Source organism: Arthrobacter sp. D1-29, assembly GCF_054130585.1.
In genome coordinates this window covers 4,794,034-4,812,054 of record NZ_CP096383.1, presented here as the reverse complement: position 1 = coordinate 4,812,054, position 18,021 = coordinate 4,794,034, and the positions used below count along the sequence as shown (strand labels likewise).

15 protein-coding genes and 1 tRNA gene are annotated in these 18,021 nt (G+C 64.4%); 7 read left to right on the top strand and 9 right to left on the bottom strand.

Annotated elements, in window-relative coordinates:
• Window positions 1–42 precede the first annotated feature (42 nt).
• Complete coding sequence (locus M1E17_RS21970) at window positions 43–1,530, top strand: MFS transporter (RefSeq protein WP_457964165.1); 1,488 nt, start codon at window positions 43–45, stop codon at window positions 1,528–1,530.
• A 54-nt stretch (window positions 1,531–1,584) separates the two neighbouring features.
• Here the strand turns inward: M1E17_RS21970 and M1E17_RS21965 are convergent, their stop codons facing one another.
• The 4 genes from M1E17_RS21965 to M1E17_RS21950 form a co-directional block, all read right to left on the bottom strand.
• Window positions 1,585–2,718 carry an FAD-dependent oxidoreductase gene (locus tag M1E17_RS21965; protein ID WP_457964164.1) on the bottom strand — a complete coding sequence of 378 codons (1,134 nt, stop codon included), beginning with the start codon at window positions 2,716–2,718 and terminating at the stop codon, window positions 1,585–1,587.
• A gap of 45 nt (window positions 2,719–2,763) precedes the next feature.
• Window positions 2,764–3,690, bottom strand: a complete 927-nt coding sequence (locus M1E17_RS21960) for an AEC family transporter (protein WP_457964162.1) — start codon at window positions 3,688–3,690, stop codon at window positions 2,764–2,766.
• 52 nt (window positions 3,691–3,742) lie between these two features.
• On the bottom strand, window positions 3,743–4,168 hold the full coding sequence (gene panD / locus M1E17_RS21955) for an aspartate 1-decarboxylase (RefSeq protein ID WP_267276775.1): 426 nt from the start codon (window positions 4,166–4,168) through the stop codon (window positions 3,743–3,745).
• A gap of 106 nt (window positions 4,169–4,274) precedes the next feature.
• Window positions 4,275–5,192, bottom strand: coding sequence for a LysR family transcriptional regulator (locus M1E17_RS21950; RefSeq protein WP_457964160.1), 918 nt, complete (start codon window positions 5,190–5,192; stop codon window positions 4,275–4,277).
• 166 nt (window positions 5,193–5,358) lie between these two features.
• On the opposite strand from M1E17_RS21950, the gene M1E17_RS21945 reads away from it, so the two are divergent.
• Window positions 5,359–6,822 carry an amino acid permease gene (locus M1E17_RS21945; protein WP_457964159.1) on the top strand — a complete coding sequence of 488 codons (1,464 nt, stop codon included), beginning with the start codon at window positions 5,359–5,361 and terminating at the stop codon, window positions 6,820–6,822.
• A 272-nt stretch (window positions 6,823–7,094) separates the two neighbouring features.
• Entirely contained in the window at window positions 7,095–10,613 is a 3,519-nt protein-coding gene (locus M1E17_RS21940; RefSeq protein WP_457964157.1) for a bifunctional proline dehydrogenase/L-glutamate gamma-semialdehyde dehydrogenase, read from the top strand.
• Between the two features lie 139 nt (window positions 10,614–10,752).
• Here the strand turns inward: M1E17_RS21940 and M1E17_RS21935 are convergent, their stop codons facing one another.
• A complete protein-coding gene (locus M1E17_RS21935) occupies window positions 10,753–11,067 on the bottom strand; it encodes a hypothetical protein (protein ID WP_457964155.1) in 315 nt (104 codons plus the stop codon).
• A gap of 159 nt (window positions 11,068–11,226) precedes the next feature.
• Window positions 11,227–12,081 carry a LysR family transcriptional regulator gene (locus M1E17_RS21930; RefSeq protein ID WP_457964153.1) on the bottom strand — a complete coding sequence of 285 codons (855 nt, stop codon included), beginning with the start codon at window positions 12,079–12,081 and terminating at the stop codon, window positions 11,227–11,229.
• A 160-nt stretch (window positions 12,082–12,241) separates the two neighbouring features.
• Here M1E17_RS21930 and M1E17_RS21925 point away from each other — a divergent pair, with 160 nt between their 5' ends.
• The gene (locus tag M1E17_RS21925; protein ID WP_457964151.1) at window positions 12,242–13,609 is read left to right on the top strand and encodes an MFS transporter; all 1,368 of its coding nucleotides are present in this window, start codon (window positions 12,242–12,244) and stop codon (window positions 13,607–13,609) included.
• A gap of 183 nt (window positions 13,610–13,792) precedes the next feature.
• On the opposite strand, the gene M1E17_RS21920 is transcribed toward M1E17_RS21925, so the two are convergent.
• Window positions 13,793–13,930, bottom strand: a complete 138-nt coding sequence (locus M1E17_RS21920; protein WP_457964150.1) for a hypothetical protein — start codon at window positions 13,928–13,930, stop codon at window positions 13,793–13,795.
• A 204-nt stretch (window positions 13,931–14,134) separates the two neighbouring features.
• Between M1E17_RS21920 and M1E17_RS21915 the strand changes: the two genes are divergently transcribed.
• Window positions 14,135–14,512 carry a hypothetical protein gene (locus tag M1E17_RS21915; RefSeq protein ID WP_457964149.1) on the top strand — a complete coding sequence of 126 codons (378 nt, stop codon included), beginning with the start codon at window positions 14,135–14,137 and terminating at the stop codon, window positions 14,510–14,512.
• 7 nt (window positions 14,513–14,519) lie between these two features.
• On the opposite strand, the gene M1E17_RS21910 is transcribed toward M1E17_RS21915, so the two are convergent.
• Window positions 14,520–14,593 (bottom strand) — tRNA-Gly (locus tag M1E17_RS21910).
• A 259-nt stretch (window positions 14,594–14,852) separates the two neighbouring features.
• Between M1E17_RS21910 and M1E17_RS21905 the strand changes: the two genes are divergently transcribed.
• Window positions 14,853–15,299: an SRPBCC family protein gene (locus M1E17_RS21905; protein ID WP_457964147.1), complete on the top strand. Its 447-nt coding sequence runs from the start codon at window positions 14,853–14,855 to the stop codon at window positions 15,297–15,299.
• Between the two features lie 22 nt (window positions 15,300–15,321).
• Here the strand turns inward: M1E17_RS21905 and M1E17_RS21900 are convergent, their stop codons facing one another.
• Window positions 15,322–16,899, bottom strand: coding sequence for a CAP domain-containing protein (locus M1E17_RS21900; protein WP_457964145.1), 1,578 nt, complete (start codon window positions 16,897–16,899; stop codon window positions 15,322–15,324).
• Between the two features lie 281 nt (window positions 16,900–17,180).
• Between M1E17_RS21900 and dcd the strand changes: the two genes are divergently transcribed.
• On the top strand, window positions 17,181–17,756 hold the full coding sequence (gene dcd, locus M1E17_RS21895) for a dCTP deaminase (protein WP_267279327.1): 576 nt from the start codon (window positions 17,181–17,183) through the stop codon (window positions 17,754–17,756).
• Window positions 17,757–18,021 lie beyond the last annotated feature (265 nt).

The following is an 18,021-nucleotide window of genomic DNA, read 5'->3' as shown; positions in this document are numbered from 1 at the left end:
AGTGGAGGTAAGCGGACGCTGCCACCGAGACGAGACCACCAGATGACTACCCAAGCCCAAGGAGTGGGGTTCCGATCTGAACGGGGCCCCATTCTCATTGCCCTGATGCTGGCCACCGGCCTTGTGGCCATTGACGCGACTATCGTGGCCACGGCTGTTCCCTCCATCGTGGATGACCTCGGCGGGTTCTCGTCATTTCCCTGGCTCTTCTCCGCGTACCTGCTGGCCCAGGCCGTTTCGGTGCCCATCTACGGGAAACTGTCCGACATGGTTGGCCGCAAGCCCATCATCCTGGCCGGAATCAGCCTCTTCCTGCTGGGCTCCGTACTCTGCGGCATCGCCTGGAGCATGCCGGCACTGATCGCTTTCCGGGCCCTGCAAGGCCTGGGCGCCGGGGCGGTCCTGCCAGTGTCCATCACCATTGCGGGGGACATCTACTCGCTCGAGGAACGCGCCAAGGTCCAGGGCTACCTCGCCAGCGTGTGGGCCATTTCCTCGGTGGTGGGACCGAGCCTTGGCGGCATTTTCTCCTCCCTGGGCCTTTGGCGGGGGATATTCCTTGTCAATGTTCCGCTGTGCATCCTGGCGGGCTGGATGCTGCTGCGGACCCTGCACGAGAACGTCCAGCGGGCCAAACACCGGGTGGACTATCCCGGCGCGGTCCTCCTGGCCGGTTCGCTCAGCCTACTTATCCTTGGCGCGCTTGAAGGCGGCCAGGCGTGGGCCTGGGATTCGCCGCTGAGCATCGGTGCGTTCGCAGTCGGCGGAGTCCTGCTGATCGTTTTTGTGCTGGTCGAGCGGCGGGCGGCAGAGCCCATCCTTCCGCCGTGGGTGGTGTCCCGGCGCCTGCTGGCCTCTACGGCCCTGGTTTCCTTCGGCGTGGGCTCAATCATGATTGGCCTGACGTCCTATGTGCCCACCTTCCTGGACGGGGCACTGGGCACTTCCCCGCTGGTGGCCGGCCTGGCCCTTGCCGCCCTTACCCTCGGCTGGCCGATCAGTGCCTCGCAGGCCGGAAAGCTCTACCTTCGGATCGGGTTTAAGCCGACGGCCCTGATCGGCATCACAGTCACCATCCTCGGCGTGGCCATCCTGACCCTCACTGCGGCGACTCCCAACGTAGCGCTGATCGCGGTCAGTTGCTTCGTCGTCGGATTAGGTCTTGGGCTGGTGGCCACACCCACGCTGATCGCGGCCCAGTCCAGTGTTCCGTGGAATGAGCGCGGCGTGGTCACCAGCACAAATCTCTTCGCACGCTCCATTGGCAGTGCCCTGGGTGTTGCCGTCTTCGGAGCCGTGGCCAATGCCCTTTATGCCGGCACCCCGCCCGAAGCTGCGGGCGAGCACACCGTTGTGGTCGCCTCCGGTGCCGTCTTCCTGGCAGTCCTTGCCTGCGCCGTGCTCAGCATCGGGGCGGTGGCGGCAATGCCGGCCACGTCCCCGAGCAGAGCAGACCTTGACGTGCAGGCCGAGGGGACTGGCGCCGCCGATAGTGCCCCTACGAATGCTGCCCTGCGCCGCACGCAGTGACCAGCTAACGCTCGCACTGATCAGCTGTCGGCGATCAGTTAGCGCGGAGACCAGCTAGCGCGCCGCGGAGAAGATAGCGGGCGCAGGCCGTGTGCCGATTGCCAGGTCAGCAAGGATCCTGCCGATCACCGGGGTGAATTTGAACCCGTGCCCTGAGAAGCCGGCACCAATAACCACCGGGCCGATCCGGTCCAGGACGAAGTCCTCATCCGGGGTGGTGGTGTAGGTGCAGCTGATGGCCTCGAAAGAGTCCGCGTCCACCCCGGGCAGCCACCTCCGGGCATAGTCCTGCAGTGCCGCCAGCTGCCGGGGTTCGGGTTGGAATGACCTCCGGTCCGGGTCCACCACGGGTCCCACGCCGTGCCAGCCCGCCTTGATCCCTTCGCCCGGGGTCTGCATCCCATAGACGGGTGAGTACCAGTCCTTGTAGGCTGCCCCGCTCCCCGGATGATGGTTGAACCCCGGCCATACGGCATGGGGGTCAGCAATGCCAAAGTGGACCGGCTGCTCCTGCGTGACCCGGAGCCGGGGGAGCCTCAGCTGCGAAGCACCGGCGCTGCCGCCCAACAGTTTCTCCGTCCAGCCACCCGCCGTCACTACTGCCTGGGCAGCAGTGACGGTCTCCCTGCCCGCTTCCGAATCCAACGTGAGCCGGACGCCGTCGTCCGCGATCTGTAAGTCCGCCACTTTGGTGTGGTGCCGGATTTCGGCTCCCCGTGCCACGGCGAGCTGCTGGAAAACCGGCAGGGAAGCCTCGGGGTTGAGCTGGCCGCCGTCGGGCATGTAAAGCACCTGCTGGTCAAAGCGGATCCCGCTCCAGCGCTCGGAGGCGGCTTCAACACTGAGGAAATCGGCCCGGAGCCCGGCCTCGGAAAGAGCCGCCTGCACCTCGGAGAGCCGGGGATCCGGGCCATGGCTGACGATGCCGGTTCGGGTGAGGAGCCGCTGGCCGCTCTCCTGCTCCAGCTTGTCCCACAAGGCCAGTGATTCGGCCAGCATGGCCACATACTCCGGGCGGCGGTAGCCGGGGTTGAGGTTGCGGGTGGCTCCATGCGAGGCACCCTTGAGGTGGCCGGGTCCGAACTGTTCCAGCAGCGTGACCTGCCGGCCGCGCCGGGACAGGGCCCAAGCGGCAGCAGAGCCCATGGCACCTCCGCCGATCACAACGGTATCCAGGATTGTTCCCATCAGTCCTCCACTTGCTTGAGTTCTCCAGTGCTCCGTGCTCAGTGCTCAGGTGAGCAGTTGGGCGAGCCCTATCATGGCGGGCACAGCCACCACGGTGGTGATCAGCACGGTGTCCTTGGCCACGATGAGGCCGGTTTTGTAGCGGCTGGCGGCCACAAAGACATTCTGCGCCGTAGGGAGGGCGGAGATGACCACCACGGCGAACAAAGCGTGGCCTTCCATCCCCAGCGCAAACCGGGCAAACAGGTAGGCGATGCCAGGCTGCACCAGCAGCTTGAAGCCGCTGGCCAGCAAGGTATCCAGCCGCCGTCCGCCCGTAGCCTGCAGTGGCCTGGACCCGTTCAGGCTCATACCAAACGCGATCAGCATGGCCGGAATGGCTGCGCCGCCAATCAGGTGGATGGGTTCCATGACCAGAGCAGGGACCTCCCAGCCGGTTCCGGCCACCACCAGCCCCAGGGCCGAGCCCACAATCATCGGATTCTTCAGGATCATCACCACAAAGCTCAGCGGCGTGGCCCGGTGGGAGCTTGTGCTGGCATCCAGGATCATCAAGAACAGCGGGCTGAAGAACGCCAGCTGGAAGATCAGCAGGGGTGCCACGTAGCTGGCATCCCCCAGGACGTACACGGCGATGGGGATGCCCAGGTTGGCCGAGTTGACCAGGGATGCTGCCATGGAGGACATCAGGGCTTCGGGCAGCGGGCGCCTGAGCCAGAATTTGATGATGGCGAAAAAGATCATGGCGGACGCGAAGGCGGCCACGGCTGTCACCAGCAGGGGCTCGGCAAAGACCTCCTGCAGGCGGGCCTTGCCGAGCGTTTCGAACAACAGCGCCGGGCTGGCAACAAAAAACGTGAGTCCGCTGAGGACCTGGCGTCCGTTCTCGCCCAGGAGGCGGCGCCTGCCCACAAACCAGCCCACCAGGATGATGCACCAGACCACAAAGAAGCCCGAAAGTACGCCTACCAACCAATGACCTGTGGGGCGCAGGGGCAGGGTGTACCGGGACTCACGCTCCGGATTACAGGGTGGCGTTGTTAAGTGCGAAAGGGGGCCGCATCAGTCCGGGCGTCAAGCCTTCGGCGGGATCATTGCCCAACTGGATGATCTTGTTGTCCTGGTCAACGTGGACAACCCGTGGCTGGTAAGCCCTGGCTTCCTCGGTGGTCATCGCGGCGTAGGTAATGAGGATGACAACGTCGTTCTCATGGACCAGGTGCGCAGCGGGTCCGTTGATGCCGATGACGCCGGAGCCGCGCTCGCCGGCGATGGTGTACGTTTCCAGGCGCGCGCCGTTTGTTACGTCCACAATGGCCACGAGCTCGCCGGGGAGGATGTCGGCAGCATCAAGCAGGTCCAGGTCAACGGTGACCGAACCTACGTAGTGCAGGTCAGCGTGCGTGACGGTGGCCCGGTGGATTTTGGATTTGAACATTGTGCGATTCATAACGTGCCCAGTCTAGCGCCGGGGTCCTGATCGCGCTGTGACGCAGGAAACAAAGGCGCCCGGCATTAATTCGCCAGCTACAAAGGCTGCCGGAGGCGTGCGGTTCCTACCCGGCGTCGTCCGATTTTGCGACGGATTCGGCAGTGAGGGCCAGCATTTCGCGGGCCGCCAGGATCGCAGGCCTGGAGGCGCTGGCGCGCCTGACAGACGTAAAAATTGTCCTGAACGGGTTGGTCGGCAGATCCAGCAACTGCGCCGTGGTGCCCCGCCCGGTCCAGACCAGGTCCGGCATCAAAGCCACGGCGTTCCCCGACTCGATCAGCCGGATCTGAGCCTGCAGGTCAGCTGTTTCGAACCGTACATCGGGTTCAAAACCAGCGCTGCGGCACGCCTGCTCGGCCCAGTGCCGGGAGGCCGCACCCCTGGGCTCCATCACCCAAGGCATGTCCGCGGTGTCCTTGAGGGACGTGATCTGCGGCCTGCCGGGAGCCTCCGGCGGAGCCGCAAGCCTGATGGCGTCAGTGGTGAGTTTGATGCGGTCCAGTTCGGGGTAACGGGGAGCGGCGTGACCCGGATACTGTTCGGCGATCACCAGGTCGAAGTCCCGGGCCCACGTTTCATGCAGGGCTGTTTCAGGCTCCCGTTGGGTCATTTCGATCCGGACCTCGGGGTAGGCGGTGGACATCCGGGACAGGGTGTCCGGCATCAGGGCCAGGGCCGCGGACTGGAAAACGGCGATCCGGACCGTTCCGGTGACGGTGGTCAGCGACGCTGCCAGGTCCGCCTCCGCCTGCTCCAGGGTCTCCAGCAGCTGCGCGGTGTGGGCCACCAGGACTTCCGCCTGGGGGGTCAGCTGCACGCGGCGCCCCGTCTTCCGGAGCAACTCCACCCCGGCCTCTTTTTCCAGCAGGGCCAGCTGCTGGGACACTGACGAAGGGCTGTATTGAAGCGCCTCGGCCACTTCCGCCAGAGTGCCTCGGATCTGCAGTTCACGGAGCAGCCGCAGCCGCCGGACGTCGAGCATGTGCTGGTCCTTTTTGAAGAAGGAATGCCTGGGCTAATCAATACAGGTTGGGAATAGTCACTTTATCTAATGCAATTGCACTTGCATACTGTTGGGGTTGAGTTACCCCCGTCACAGGCCACGTACCGGGAGCCTAGATGGGGCCCCACCCAAGCAGGAGTTCCTGATGAGCACAAGAGATTTGACCCAGTCGATCATGCGGCGAAAGCCCTTGAACGACATCGAAGAAGAAAACAAGCACAGCGGGCTGTTCAAGTCGCTTGGCCTCTGGCAGCTGACCGCGATCGGTGTCGGCGGCATCATCGGCGTCGGGATCTTCTCCCTTGCCGGGCTGGTCGCAGCAGGTAACGAGGACACTCCGGGTGTGGGGCCCGCCGTGCTGATTTCGTTCCTGATTGCAGGCCTCGCATCCGCGGCGGCGGCCCTGTCATACGCGGAATTCGCGGGCATGATTCCCCGTGCCGGCTCCGCCTACACCTACGGTTACGTGGCTTTGGGTGAAGTCATCGGCTGGTTTATTGGCTGGGACCTGCTGCTCGAATACATCGCCATCGTGGCGGTGGTGGCCATTGGCATCTCCGGCTACTTTGAAGCCTTCCTTTCGGGTCTGGGAATTCACCTGCCTACCTGGATGGCATCGACGCCGGATGAAGGCAAGGGGGGCATCATCAACATTCCCGCCATCCTGGTCTGCCTCCTGGTGACGTGGATCCTGAGCCGCGGTACAAAGGCCTTCGGCCGGTTTGAGCTGGTGGCCGTGGCGATCAAGGTAGTCCTGATCCTCTTCATCATCGGTCTTGGCGTCTTCTACATCGATGCCAACAACTACAACCCGTTCATGCCCAGCGGCTTTGGCCCCGTGCTGGCAGGCTCTGCCACTGTCTTCTTCGCTGTCTTCGGTTACGACGCGATGAGCACGGCTGCTGAGGAAGCAAAGGACGGCAAGAAGCACATGCCCAAGGCCATCGTCCTGTCCCTGATCGTGGCCATGCTGCTCTACGTTGCCGCAACCCTGGTTCTCACCGGAATGCAGAACTATAAGGACATTGATCCTGCTGCAGGCTTCGCTTCCGCCTTCACCAGCGTCGGCCTGCCGGTGATAGCCACCATCATCTCCGTGTTCGCAGTCCTGTCCATCCTCACTGTGATGCTGACCTTCCTGCTGGGCGTCACCCGCGTCTGGTTCTCCATGAGCCGCGACGGGCTGCTGCCGGGCTGGTTCGCCGGAACCGACAAGCACGGCACCCCTCAGCGCGTCACATGGATTGCTGGAATTTCCTCCGCCCTGCTGGCCGGCGTTTTCCCCATCAAGGCCGTGGCCGACCTGACCAACATCGGGATTCTGGCCGCGTTCGTAGTGGTCTGCCTCGCCGTCATCGTGTTCCGTTACAAGAGGCCTGATGCGCCGAGGACGTTCCGGCTGCCGCTGATGCCCTTCATCCCGGCTTTCGGCGTCCTGGCCTCTGCCCTGCTCATCTGGCAGCTGCCGGCTGACACCAAATGGCGCTTCGGCGTGTGGCTCCTCATCGGCCTGGCCATCTACTTCTTCTACGGCCGCAAGCACTCGCTGATGAACCCCAACAGCCCGCGCCACACGAAGACCGACGAGGTGGACACTCCCGTCCGCTAACCGGCAATTTATAGCGGCAGGTTTATTCCTCCAACCCCGTGTTGCTCTATCACTTACGGTCCCCAAACAACCATTTTGGGAGCCAAAAGTGATAGGGCATCGGGGGGAGGGGGATGAACCTGCCGTTGCCATTTAACGTCCGTTGCGGTCAGACGGAAACATTGGATTTCTTAACCTGTATTGCTCAGAAAACATCGCTTTATCTTATGTGATCCGAGGCTCATACTGAGGAGTAAGAGCCCTCCGGACCAAGGAAAGAACGAGTACCAGCCATGACCAACATTGCAGTGAAGACCGGTGTGAATGCCGGCCCAGCCAGCTCCTCCACACGTGCAGATGTGCCGGAGGCGAAGGCGCTTGCCCAGGAGAGCATCGCGTTGGTGCGCCACTGGCTGACAGAGGCCTCGAAGGTGCCGGTGGACGCTTCCGCGGAGCAGCTGGCCGGTGTCCTCAAGGACCCCAACGGCCTGGAATTCACCGTTGGGTTTGTGGACGGTGTGGTCCGCCCCGAAGACATCCACGTGGCGGCCCGGAACCTGGCGGCCCTGGCCCCCAAGGTCCCCGCCTTCCTCCCGTGGTACATGCGCAGCGCAGTCCGTTTGGGGGGCACCATGGCCCCCGTCCTTCCGCAGGTTGTCATTCCGGTCGCCCGCCGGGTGCTCCGCGAAATGGTGGGCCACCTGATCGTGGACGCCACCGACGCCAAGCTTGGCCCCGCCATCGCGAAGATCCGCAAGGACGGCATCAAGCTCAACGTGAACCTCCTGGGCGAGGCCGTCCTGGGTGAACACGAAGCTTCCCGCCGGCTCGAAGGCACCCACACCCTGCTGGCCCGTCCCGACGTGGACTACGTGTCCATCAAGGTCTCCTCCACCGTGGCACCCCACTCGCCCTGGGCCTTTGACGAGGCTGTGGAGCACGTGGTGGAGAAGCTCACTCCGCTGTTCGCCAAAGCCGCGTCCTTTGCCGGTGCGGGACAGAAGGCCAAGTTCATCAACCTGGACATGGAGGAATACAAGGACCTGGACATGACCATCGCGGTGTTCACCCGGATCCTGGACAAGCCCGAGTTCAAGAACCTCGAGGCCGGCATTGTGCTGCAGGCCTACCTGCCGGACGCGCTCTCCGCCATGATCCGGCTGCAGGACTGGGCGGCCGAACGCCGTGCCCAGGGCGGCGCGCCGATCAAGGTCCGTGTGGTCAAGGGCGCCAACCTGCCCATGGAACAGGTTGAGTCCTCCCTGCACGACTGGCCGCTGGCCACGTGGGGAACCAAGCAGGATTCCGACACCAACTACAAACGCGTCATCAACTACTCCCTGCACCCGGAGCGGATCCGCAACATCCGGATCGGCGTGGCCGGCCACAACCTCTTTGATATCGCCTTTGCCTGGCTTCTGGCCAAGCAGCGCGGCATCGCGGATACCGCACAGCAGAACATCGAGTTCGAGATGCTCCTGGGCATGGCGCAGGGCCAGGCGGAGGCCGTCAAGAAGGATGTGGGCTCGCTGCTGCTCTACACCCCGGTAGTGCACCCGGCCGAGTTCGACGTCGCCATTGCGTACCTGATCCGCCGCCTGGAAGAGGGCGCGAGCCAGGACAACTTCATGTCCGCAGTCTTCGAACTGAGCGAGAACGAATCCCTGTTCGAGCGTGAGAAGCTGCGCTTCCTGGTCTCCCTGGAAAAGCTCGACGACGCCGTCCCGGCGCCCAACCGCCGGCAGAACCGCAGCCTGCCGCCGGAGCCGCTGCCGCACGATTCATTCAAGGACACCCCTGACACCGACCCGTCACTGCCGGCCAACCGGGACTGGGGCCGGGCCATCCTGGGCCGCGTCCCGTCCTCCACGCTGGGCAACGCTGCCGTGGAGGCCGCCACCATCAGGGACGCGGACACCCTCAACACGGTGATCGAAACGGCCGTGGAAAAGGGCAAGGCCTGGGGTGCCCTGTCCGGCGACGAGCGGGCTGAAATCCTGCACCGGGCCGGCGACGTCCTGGAGGCCCGGCGCGCCGACCTGCTCGAGGTCATGGCCAGCGAAACCGGCAAAACCATCGACCAGGGCGACCCCGAGGTCAGCGAAGCCGTGGACTTCGCCCACTACTACGCCGAGTCCGCGCGGAAGCTGGCAAAGGTCGACGGTGCCACGTTCGTCCCGGCGAAGCTCACCGTGGTCACTCCGCCGTGGAACTTCCCTGTCGCCATCCCGGCAGGGTCCACCCTTGCGGCGCTCGCCGCCGGCTCCGCCGTCGTGATCAAGCCTGCCAAGCAGGCCCGCCGCAGCGGTGCGGTGATGATCGAGGCGCTGTGGGAAGCGGGCGTCCCGCGTGACGTGCTCACCATGGTGCAGCTGGGCGAGCGGGAACTCGGGAAGCAGCTGATCTCCCACCCAGCCGTGGACCGGGTGATCCTGACCGGCGGCTACGAGACCGCCGAGCTGTTCCGCTCCTTCCGCCAAGACCTTCCGCTGCTGGCAGAGACCAGCGGCAAAAACGCCATCATCGTCACCCCCAGCGCCGACTTCGACCTGGCCGCCAAAGACGTGGCCTACTCCGCCTTCGGCCACGCCGGACAGAAATGCTCTGCGGCTTCACTGGTGATCCTGGTGGGCTCCGTGGCAACATCCAAGCGGTTCCGCAACCAGCTGATCGACGCCGTGACATCCCTCAAGGTGGGCTACCCGCAGGACCCCACCAGCCAGATGGGACCGATCATCGAGCCGGCCAACGGCAAGCTGCTCAACGCCCTGACCACCCTCGGCGAAGGCGAAAGCTGGGCCATTGAACCCCGCAAGCTGGACGGCACCGGCAGGCTGTGGAGCCCGGGCGTCCGCTACGGCGTCAAGCGTGGATCCTACTTCCACCTCACCGAATTCTTCGGACCCGTGCTGGGCGTCATGACGGCGGATACCCTGGAAGAGGCCATCGCGCTCCAGAACCAGATTGAGTACGGCCTCACCGCAGGTTTGCACTCGCTCAACTCCGCTGAGCTGGCCACATGGCTGGACACCATCCAGGCCGGAAACCTGTACGTGAACCGCGGCATCACAGGCGCCATCGTGCAGCGCCAGCCCTTCGGCGGCTGGAAGAAGTCTGCTGTAGGTCCCGGAACCAAGGCCGGCGGCCCCAACTACCTGGCAGGCCTCGGCGACTGGATCAGCAAGGAAAGCTCGCTCGGTTCACGGGTCACAAACCCCGGTGTCCGCCGGATCATCAACGCGACCGGTAGCGCCGTTGAGCCTGCCGAGCTGGAATCCCTGCAGCGCGCTGTGGCGTCCGATGCCCAGGCCTGGGCGGACGAATTCGGTACCGCCAAGGATGTCTCCGGCCTGAGCGCGGAGCGGAACATCTTCCGCTACCGGTCCCTGCCGGTAACCGTCCGCCTCTCCGAAGGTGCCCCGCTGGTGCACCTGGCGCGGACTGTGGCCGCGGGCGTTGTGGCAGGCTCAAGGCTCACCGTTTCCACCGCCGTCGAACTTCCCGCCCAGCTCCGTTCGGTGTTTACGGGACTCGATATTGACGTGACCGTGGAGTCCGACGCCGGCTGGCTGGCAACGGCTGCCCGGCTCGCCGCCGCCGGCAAATTGTCGGGGGCGCGGATCCGCCTGATCGGCGGGAACTTCACCGCACTGGCGGAGGCGACAGACGGGCGGCCCGACCTCGCGGTTTACGCCCACGAGGTGACCGAATCCGGACGGGTGGAGCTGCTGCCGTTCCTTCATGAGCAGGCTGTCAGCATCACCGCACACCGCTTCGGAACCCCGAACCACCTCTCGGACGAGCTCATCTAGCCAATCAGCAGGCAGAGTCAGCACACAACAGGGCCGGGTGGCCACCAGATGGTGGGCCGCCCGGCCTTGTTGTCGTAGCATTTGGTTGTTGTAGCAACTGGCCCGCGCCGGATGCGCCGGGCTCAGGAAACTGTGGAAATTAGCCCAGATACCAGCCTGGGGGTGTCCACGACGCGGGAACGCTATGGGCGGAGAAGTCTTCACAGCGGGTGCACGTGTAGGCAACCTCGCCGAGTGTCCTTATTGCTCCGTCGCGCCGGAAGACAGGCGGGACGTAGGACTCAAGGTAGATGAATTCGTCGGTTCCGCACTTTTCGCAGGTGGGCTTTCCGACATATTCGGACTCAACGGCGATGCCGGAGCCGAGGCTTGAATAGCGGGTAGTCAGCGGGCGCGCCGTGTTGAGGGGGCGTGCGTGTGCTGTGTGGAATTGGGTGTTCTTGGCTGTCGTCATTGGCTGCCTATCTCGAGCACAGCCAGCCCATGGGCGGAGGGCGTGCTCGTGTTGTTGAACCGGCCCTCTGCTTGACCATGGAAAACCAGCATAGATTATGCGGGCTTCTTGTTCAATGGTTTTGATGACCCCGCGGCCGGGCCGCCAAGGAGGACCGTTTCAGGCGGACTTTTGCAGGGTCCTGCCCACGATGGCCTGCGTCAGGGCATCAATCACCTCGGCGTTGGCCAGCGGGTTGCGGATCAGGGTGAAGTCGACGTCGCCAACCGGGGGAAGCTCGAAGCGTCGGGTGATGATCTTCAGGTCCTCCGGGACCAGCGACGACGGCATGACGGCAACGCCAATGCCTGCACGAACTGCGGCCAGGACACCGCTGATCTGCCGCGTGGTGCACGTAATCCGCCACGTCCTGCCATGCGATTCCAGGGCGTCGATGGCCAGCTTCCGGCTGAGGCTGGGGGACGGGTAGGCAATCAGCGGGACTGGGCTGCCTGGCTCCAGCAAGGTCTGCTCCAGCCCTACCCAGGAGAATGAATCGTGCTGGACCACGGTGCCGTCCTTGGCCCCGGCCACCCATTTCACGAACACCAGATCCAGCTGGCCGGCGTTGAGTTTTTTGTAGAGCTGATCGCTCTGGCCCACCGTCAGTTCCAGGTTGATCTGGGGATAGATCTGCCGGAACTCGCGCAGGATCCGGGGCAGCCCGGTGATGGCGAGGTCATCGGCGGTGCCAAAGCGCAGGCGGCCGCGCATGGCTGAGCCGGAGAAGTAGCGCGAGGCGGCGTCGTGGGCGGAGAGGATGTTCCGGGCGAAGCCGGCCATGGCGTCGCCGTTGTCCGTAAGCCGTACATCACGGGTGTCACGGGTGACCAGGACGCGCTTGGCAGCTGCCTCCAACTTCCGCACGTGCTGGCTGATGGTTGGCTGGGCAAGGCCAAGCCGTTCCGCTGCTTTGGTGAAGCTCAGCGTCTCTGCGACGGCGAGGAAAGAGCGGAGTTGGGCGGGTTCAAACACGGGTGGACTCCATTCGGCGAAGGGGTCTGGAGCTGGGCGTTCAAGCAGTGGCATTACGTTTCACTATGTGAGTTATAGCAGCCATAAGGCTGCATAATCACGCTGGACCAGCTTAGCGTTAAGGGCATCCCAGCCCGCCCACTTCCTTGAGGACACCCCTGTGGCACCCCCACCGCCATCGTCGGCAACAGTCAGCCAGCCCATCATCGACTCCGCTTCCGCCCAGACCCAGCCCATCGCCGTCGTCAGTGAACGCCTGCCCTGGAAGCACACGTTCATCTCCCTGAAGGTTCCCAACTTCCGCATCTTCGCCATCGGGCACTTCGTGGCCGTTATCGCCGTCTGGATGCAGCGCATCGCGCAGGACTGGATGGTCCTTGAACTCTCCGGCTCGGTCACCGCCGTCGGCATCACCGTTGCCCTGCAGTTCATGCCTTCACTTTTCCTGGGGCCGTGGGCCGGGATGATGGCGGACAGGTTCGCCAAGCGAAAGATCCTGATCGTGTGCCAGTGCATGGCCGCAGTCCTGGCCGCTGCGCTCGCTGCCTTGGCCCTCAGCGGAGCGGTGGAGGTCTGGCACGTCTATGTCATCGCGCTGGTGCTGGGCCTGGTCACGGTGCTGGACCAGCCCGCGCGGCAGGTATTCGTGAACGAGTTGGTGGGCCCCAAGTATCTGCGCAACGCCATCAGCGTCAACTCCACCACGTTCCAGCTGGGCGGCCTGATCGGGCCTGCGCTGGCTGGAATCCTGCTCACTGCCGTCGGGGCAGGCTGGGCCTTCGCGGCGAACGCCGTGGCATGTTGCTCCACCGTGACCATGCTGCTACTCCTGCGGAAGGACCAGCTGTATGTCAGCACTCCGGCCCCGAAGCGCAAAGGGATGCTTCGGGAAGGCCTGAGGTACGCGCTGGGCAAACCAACCATTTACTGGCCGTGGCTGATGGCCGGGTTCATCGCCGTCTTCGCCATGAGCCTGCCGGTGCTGCTGGCAGCCTTCGCTGACCACGTGTTCGACGTCGGCGCCGGCGGCTACGGCCTGCTGAATGCGCTGGTGGCGCTGGGTGCCCTCTGCGGTGCCATCGCCTCCACCCGCCGCCGGCAGCTTCGGCTCCGGTCAGTGGTGTTCTGCGCCGGCATGTACGGCCTGATGCTGTGCCTGGCTGCCCTGGCCCCGTCGATGCTGTGGTTCAGCGTGGTGATGGTGCTCTCCGGCTTCTGGTGCCTGATGTTCCTGACCGGCTCCAACCAGCTGGTCCAGATCAGCTCCAACATGGGCATCCGCGGCCGCGTCATGAGCCTGTACATCATGGTGCTGATTGGCGGCCAGGCCATTGGCGGTCCCATGCTGGGCTGGATCGCCGAACATGCAGACCCGCATGCGGCGCTGCTCGTCTCCGGCGGTGTGCCGGCGCTCGCAGCACTCACAGTCGGTGTTGTCCTTGCCCGGAAAGGTGCACTGAAGCTGCGGGTGGACCTGAAAGACCGCCGCCACCCGGTACGGATTGTCAGCCGGCCGGCAGCGGCCTAGGCGGAGCCCGGGCAACAGCAGTTAGTGGAGCCTGGCGGCTCGGTGATGACCTGGCTCAGGAAGGGGGCACCGTCGTCGAGATTAACTGCACAATGTTGACCGTGTGGATAGGTGCGCCCAAGCGTTCGTCCGGTTTTCGGGTCGAAGCCAAAACGCCCAGGGTCCGTTAGCTCTGTTGTCCGGTCACTTCTTTTTGGCGGCCTTGGACGTGACGTCCAGGGAACTGGCCGGTGCGGCTGCAGCCCTCTTGTCTGCTCGTTTTTCTTTGATGGACTTGCCGGCTTTTTTGGATGCTGCTTGACGCGGGGACTTGTCAGCCATGATTGCTCCTGTAGCGGAACCGAAGCGGTTCCTGACTTCGAACGATACACCGCGGTACCTAAAGCCCCCGGGCCGGGGGCTGAGTTCGCCCGAGCCTGCCTGGTCATCCGGAGTGTCGGCTCTTGCCCGCCCCCGTCCACGGTGTGAAAATGGCGCTCTGGGCACTGTGTGGGGCAGGCCTTCTAGAAGTACGGGAACAGCAGCATGGGATCCATAGCCATTGAAAACACCCTCCTCATCCCCTGCAGCCGCGCCGCGGTCTACGCCTTCTGCGTCGATGCAGCAGCCCGTTCGGAAGTCCCGGGGCAGGAAAACCTCGTGCCGGAGTTCCTGGGTCTGGAACCTGAACGTTCGTGGACCGAGAAATTGGACGGCAGGAATGAAACCATCACCTGCTCGTATGTGGTTTATCCCGTGGCGGACAGTACCAGGATGACGGTGAGCGCTGAATACGCGCCCAAGGGGCTGGCCCGCCTGCTGCCCGCCGCAAAGGAAGGCAGCTACCGCAAACAGGAGGAGGCCAGGCTGGCCGCACTCAAAAAGGCGATCGAGCGGCGGGTCAGGCAGGAGAGGAAAACCTAGGAAGCATTGGAGCGGCTGACGGGAATCGAACCCGCGTATCAAGCTTGGGAAGCTAGCGCTCTACCATTGAGCTACAGCCGCGTGGCCCCGATTTGCGCGGGGCAGAACTTAGCTTAGCGCACATGGACGGCTGCACCAGCCAAACTCGTATCCGGTGTTCGGCGTCGGCATGGACCGACGTCAGCTTCATCGGCCGCGTCATCCAGTAACTCTTCAATAACGTCCCGGCCTGTGGCTAGGTTCGGCCGGAAAGCACTGGCTAGTCTGAACCGGATAGCTGCGGCGTCAGGGGGGTGGAGCGGGCTACAACGGCTGCCCCGACGTCAAACGAAGGATTCCCATGGCATTTGCAGAGCACGAGGTTTTCATCCGGCGTGACGCGATGGCCGTTTACACCTACCTGATTGACGGAATGAACCTCCCCCAGTGGCGCGAAGGGATCCGCACCATCAGCCTCGCATCGGGGGCGGCCGGCACCAAAGGCGCCGTCTATCAGCAGACCGTCTCCAGCCGCTCCGGACGGTTTATCACGAGTGAATTCGAGATAACCCAGGCCCGCCCCGGCGCAGAGATTCAGTTCCGGGTCATCAGCGGACAGGCCCGGCCAGCGGGCGGTTACTACCTCAGCACCGAAGCCGAGGGAACCCGGGTGCGGTTCGCCCTGGAGTTCCAGCCCAAAGGCCTGATGGGCGGCCTGATGAGTGCCATGATCCAGCGGACCATGAAAGCAGAAGTCGCCCAGCTGGAGCGGCTTAAGGACGTCCTGGAACTCCAGGCCGCCGCCTAGCATTTCCGGCGGGCGGCTTCCGCTATTGCGCCAGCCGCTGCCCCGTCCAGTTTCCGATGATGTTCGACGGCGCCGCGAGGCTTCCGGTGGTGAGGTCCCAGTACTGCACAACGTCGTTAGCCCGCCGCAGCGCCACCCCTGTGGAGTTCAAGCCGGTGGCATCCTTCAGCGGCCGGACCGCCGTAACATCCAACCAGCCTGTGGCCACGGTGGGGCGGCCCTCGGCCTTGGGAGTTGGCATCCCTCCACCACGATAGAGCTGGACCGCACCGTCCGTCCGCAGGGCCAGCAGGTCCTGGAAACCGTCGGCGTCATAGTCCACCATGGCCAGCCGCCTGGCCGTGACCCCGCTGGCGATGAGTGTCCTTGCCGCCATATCGGCCAGGCCCTTGTTTGGGTAGAGGAAGAGATTTCCTTCAGCGTCCAGCGCCAGGACCTGGGGCAGACGGTTGTTGGCGCACCAGCCGCCCACTGCCAGAGTCAGCGGGGCCCAGCCGGACTGCCCCAGTGTCACCGGGGCCTGGAAGCCTCCGCTGGCCACGCCGGCATGCAGCGTCAGCCGCCCGTCCTGCCATTGGGTGAGGAGGTCATAGGTGCCATCACGCTCCCAGTCCGTAATGAACACTTCCTTGGCAGTCCCGAAGCCGGAACCAATAACCTTGGCCCCGCCGAAGGCCCGGTTCCCGGCCGCTGGCCGGTTGAGGAGTTGCCCGGAAGAGTTGATCGAGATCAGGTCCGCCGGGCTGTTGATGGCCGCGCTGGCAAGGTCAAGAGTTGGCGGCATGTGCTTGACGGCAGGGTCGCAGACGGTGGGGGGAAGGGTAGGCTGCGCCGGGGCGCCGCCGGGGGAGTTGGTGGTGCCTGCCGGCAGCGTGGTGTAGCCGAAGAAGTTGACCACACCCCAGATTTTGTACGTGCGGTCAGTGTAGGTGATCCCTGCGCCCATCACGTTGAACCGCGGATCGAGCAGCATGGCGTTGTGGCCGGGGGAACCCTTCCACCACTCCACGAGCATTGCTGCGTCACGGTCGGTACGGATGGCGATGACCTCGCCGGCGCCGTTGTTCGGTTTCAGGGCGCGGGGGTCTGTCCAGAAACTCGCGCGGTGCTCAATAACCTCCCGTGAGGCGATGCTGTCGGACCATTCCTGGGCCATCCCGGCCACCGTGGCGTGGTACTTGACCGGCGCCAGGCCCCTGGACGCCCGGTATTCATTGATCCTGTTGAACACCGTGAGTATGGCCGCGGCGTTGTTATCCGGAACCAGTGCCTCGGCGCCGGGGGCAGTAGTGGCGGACTCTGCCCCGGGCACGGGAGGTGCCGCCGGCGCCGGGGCCGTTGGCGAGGCCAGTTCAGAGTCCGGCGCCCAGAGCGGCGGAATCCAGGGAACTTCGGGGGCTGGCTCCTCGGTAGATCCGGGGTTCGGTGCAGTTTCTTCGGTGAGGGCCTGGCCGGTGCCGGCTTTCGCTGTCGTCCCTGTGGCAGGAGCCTGTACCGGCGATGCTGGCCGGATGCCAGGTTCGGCGGCCGGTTCCACCGCGGGGGTGAGCGCCGTCTCTTCTGAACTTTCCCCGGCAAGGGGGGCGCCGGCGTCGTTCATGGCGGGCTCAAACCGACCGCCCAAAGGGCCTGCTGTGGCTGCCGGCTCATCCGCCGGCAGCGGCGCGGACGGTATCACCGCTGGTAAGGAGACCAGCATTAAGGCGAAGAGAGCACCAACAAGAGATGGCGCCACCAATCTATTCACAACATCCCCAGCTCTGTTGGGCCATCCGGGAGACCATCCGGCGCCTCTGTATCTGAGGCCACATTAGCCCCACCAGGCGACAGCAACAACGAAAGAATATAAGTGTGGATGACGCATGCGGTACTTTGGGAGGCGTGCTGATCTCTGACCGCGATATTCGTGCCGAAATAGACTCCCAACGGATTGTCCTTGAACCGTACGATTCCGCGATGGTCCAGCCGTCGTCGGTGGACGTCCGGATCGACCGGTTCTTTCGGCTTTTCGACAACCACAAGTACGCGCACATCGACCCGGCGGAAGAGCAGCCCGAGCTGACCCGCCTGGTGGAGGTTGAGACCGGCGAGCCCTTTATCCTGCACCCCGGTGAGTTCGTCCTGGGCTCCACCTACGAGACAGTCACGCTGCCGGATGACATCGCTGCCCGGCTCGAAGGGAAATCCTCGCTCGGCAGGCTGGGGCTGCTGACGCATTCCACGGCCGGGTTTATCGACCCCGGCTTCTCCGGCCACGTGACCCTGGAGCTATCGAATATGGCCACCTTGCCCATCAAGCTGTGGCCGGGAATGAAGATCGGCCAGCTGTGCTTCTTCCGGCTGACCTCGGCCGCCGAGCACCCCTATGGCTCAGGCCAGTATGGCAACCGGTACCAGGGCCAGCGCGGCCCCACCGCCAGCCGCAGCCACCAGAACTTCCACCGAACCTCGATTTAGGGCTCCCGGCCCGCCCTCCCGTTCGCGAGGGGTGAGATCACGGCGCTTAGGCTGCCGCTTAGTGCCGAGATCTCACGTGTCGACGCCCTGGTGGATCGGCACTCTTCCTCCACGCTGTGGATAACCCTGTGGCGGCCTTGTTGGCGGTCAACAATGGGTCATGCGGCAGCCGTCTCCTCTCCCAAGCCATCTTGCGGGCCGTTCATTCACCCTGCAGGAGCAGCTGGATGCGGGCGTGGGGTCCGGGCGGGCTTGGCGGAGTGAC

Excerpts from the sequence above, each read along its gene's own strand:
- M1E17_RS21970 (WP_457964165.1), top strand. The coding sequence starts at position 43 with ATGACTACCCAAGCCCAAGGAGTGGGGTTCCGATCTGAACGGGGCCCC.
- M1E17_RS21915 (WP_457964149.1), top strand. The coding sequence starts at position 14,135 with ATGGGATCCATAGCCATTGAAAACACCCTCCTCATCCCCTGCAGCCGC.
- M1E17_RS21905 (WP_457964147.1), top strand. The coding sequence starts at position 14,853 with ATGGCATTTGCAGAGCACGAGGTTTTCATCCGGCGTGACGCGATGGCC.
- M1E17_RS21900 (WP_457964145.1), bottom strand. The coding sequence starts at position 16,899 with ATGAACGACGCCGGCGCCCCCCTTGCCGGGGAAAGTTCAGAAGAGACG.
- M1E17_RS21950 (WP_457964160.1), bottom strand. The coding sequence starts at position 5,192 with ATGCTCGACGTCCGGCGGCTGCGGCTGCTCCGTGAACTGCAGATCCGA.
- M1E17_RS21965 (WP_457964164.1), bottom strand. The coding sequence starts at position 2,718 with ATGGGAACAATCCTGGATACCGTTGTGATCGGCGGAGGTGCCATGGGC.
- M1E17_RS21940 (WP_457964157.1), top strand. The coding sequence starts at position 7,095 with ATGACCAACATTGCAGTGAAGACCGGTGTGAATGCCGGCCCAGCCAGC.
- M1E17_RS21945 (WP_457964159.1), top strand. The coding sequence starts at position 5,359 with ATGAGCACAAGAGATTTGACCCAGTCGATCATGCGGCGAAAGCCCTTG.
- M1E17_RS21935 (WP_457964155.1), bottom strand. The coding sequence starts at position 11,067 with ATGACGACAGCCAAGAACACCCAATTCCACACAGCACACGCACGCCCC.
- panD (WP_267276775.1), bottom strand. The coding sequence starts at position 4,168 with ATGAATCGCACAATGTTCAAATCCAAAATCCACCGGGCCACCGTCACG.
- M1E17_RS21920 (WP_457964150.1), bottom strand. The coding sequence starts at position 13,930 with ATGGCTGACAAGTCCCCGCGTCAAGCAGCATCCAAAAAAGCCGGCAAG.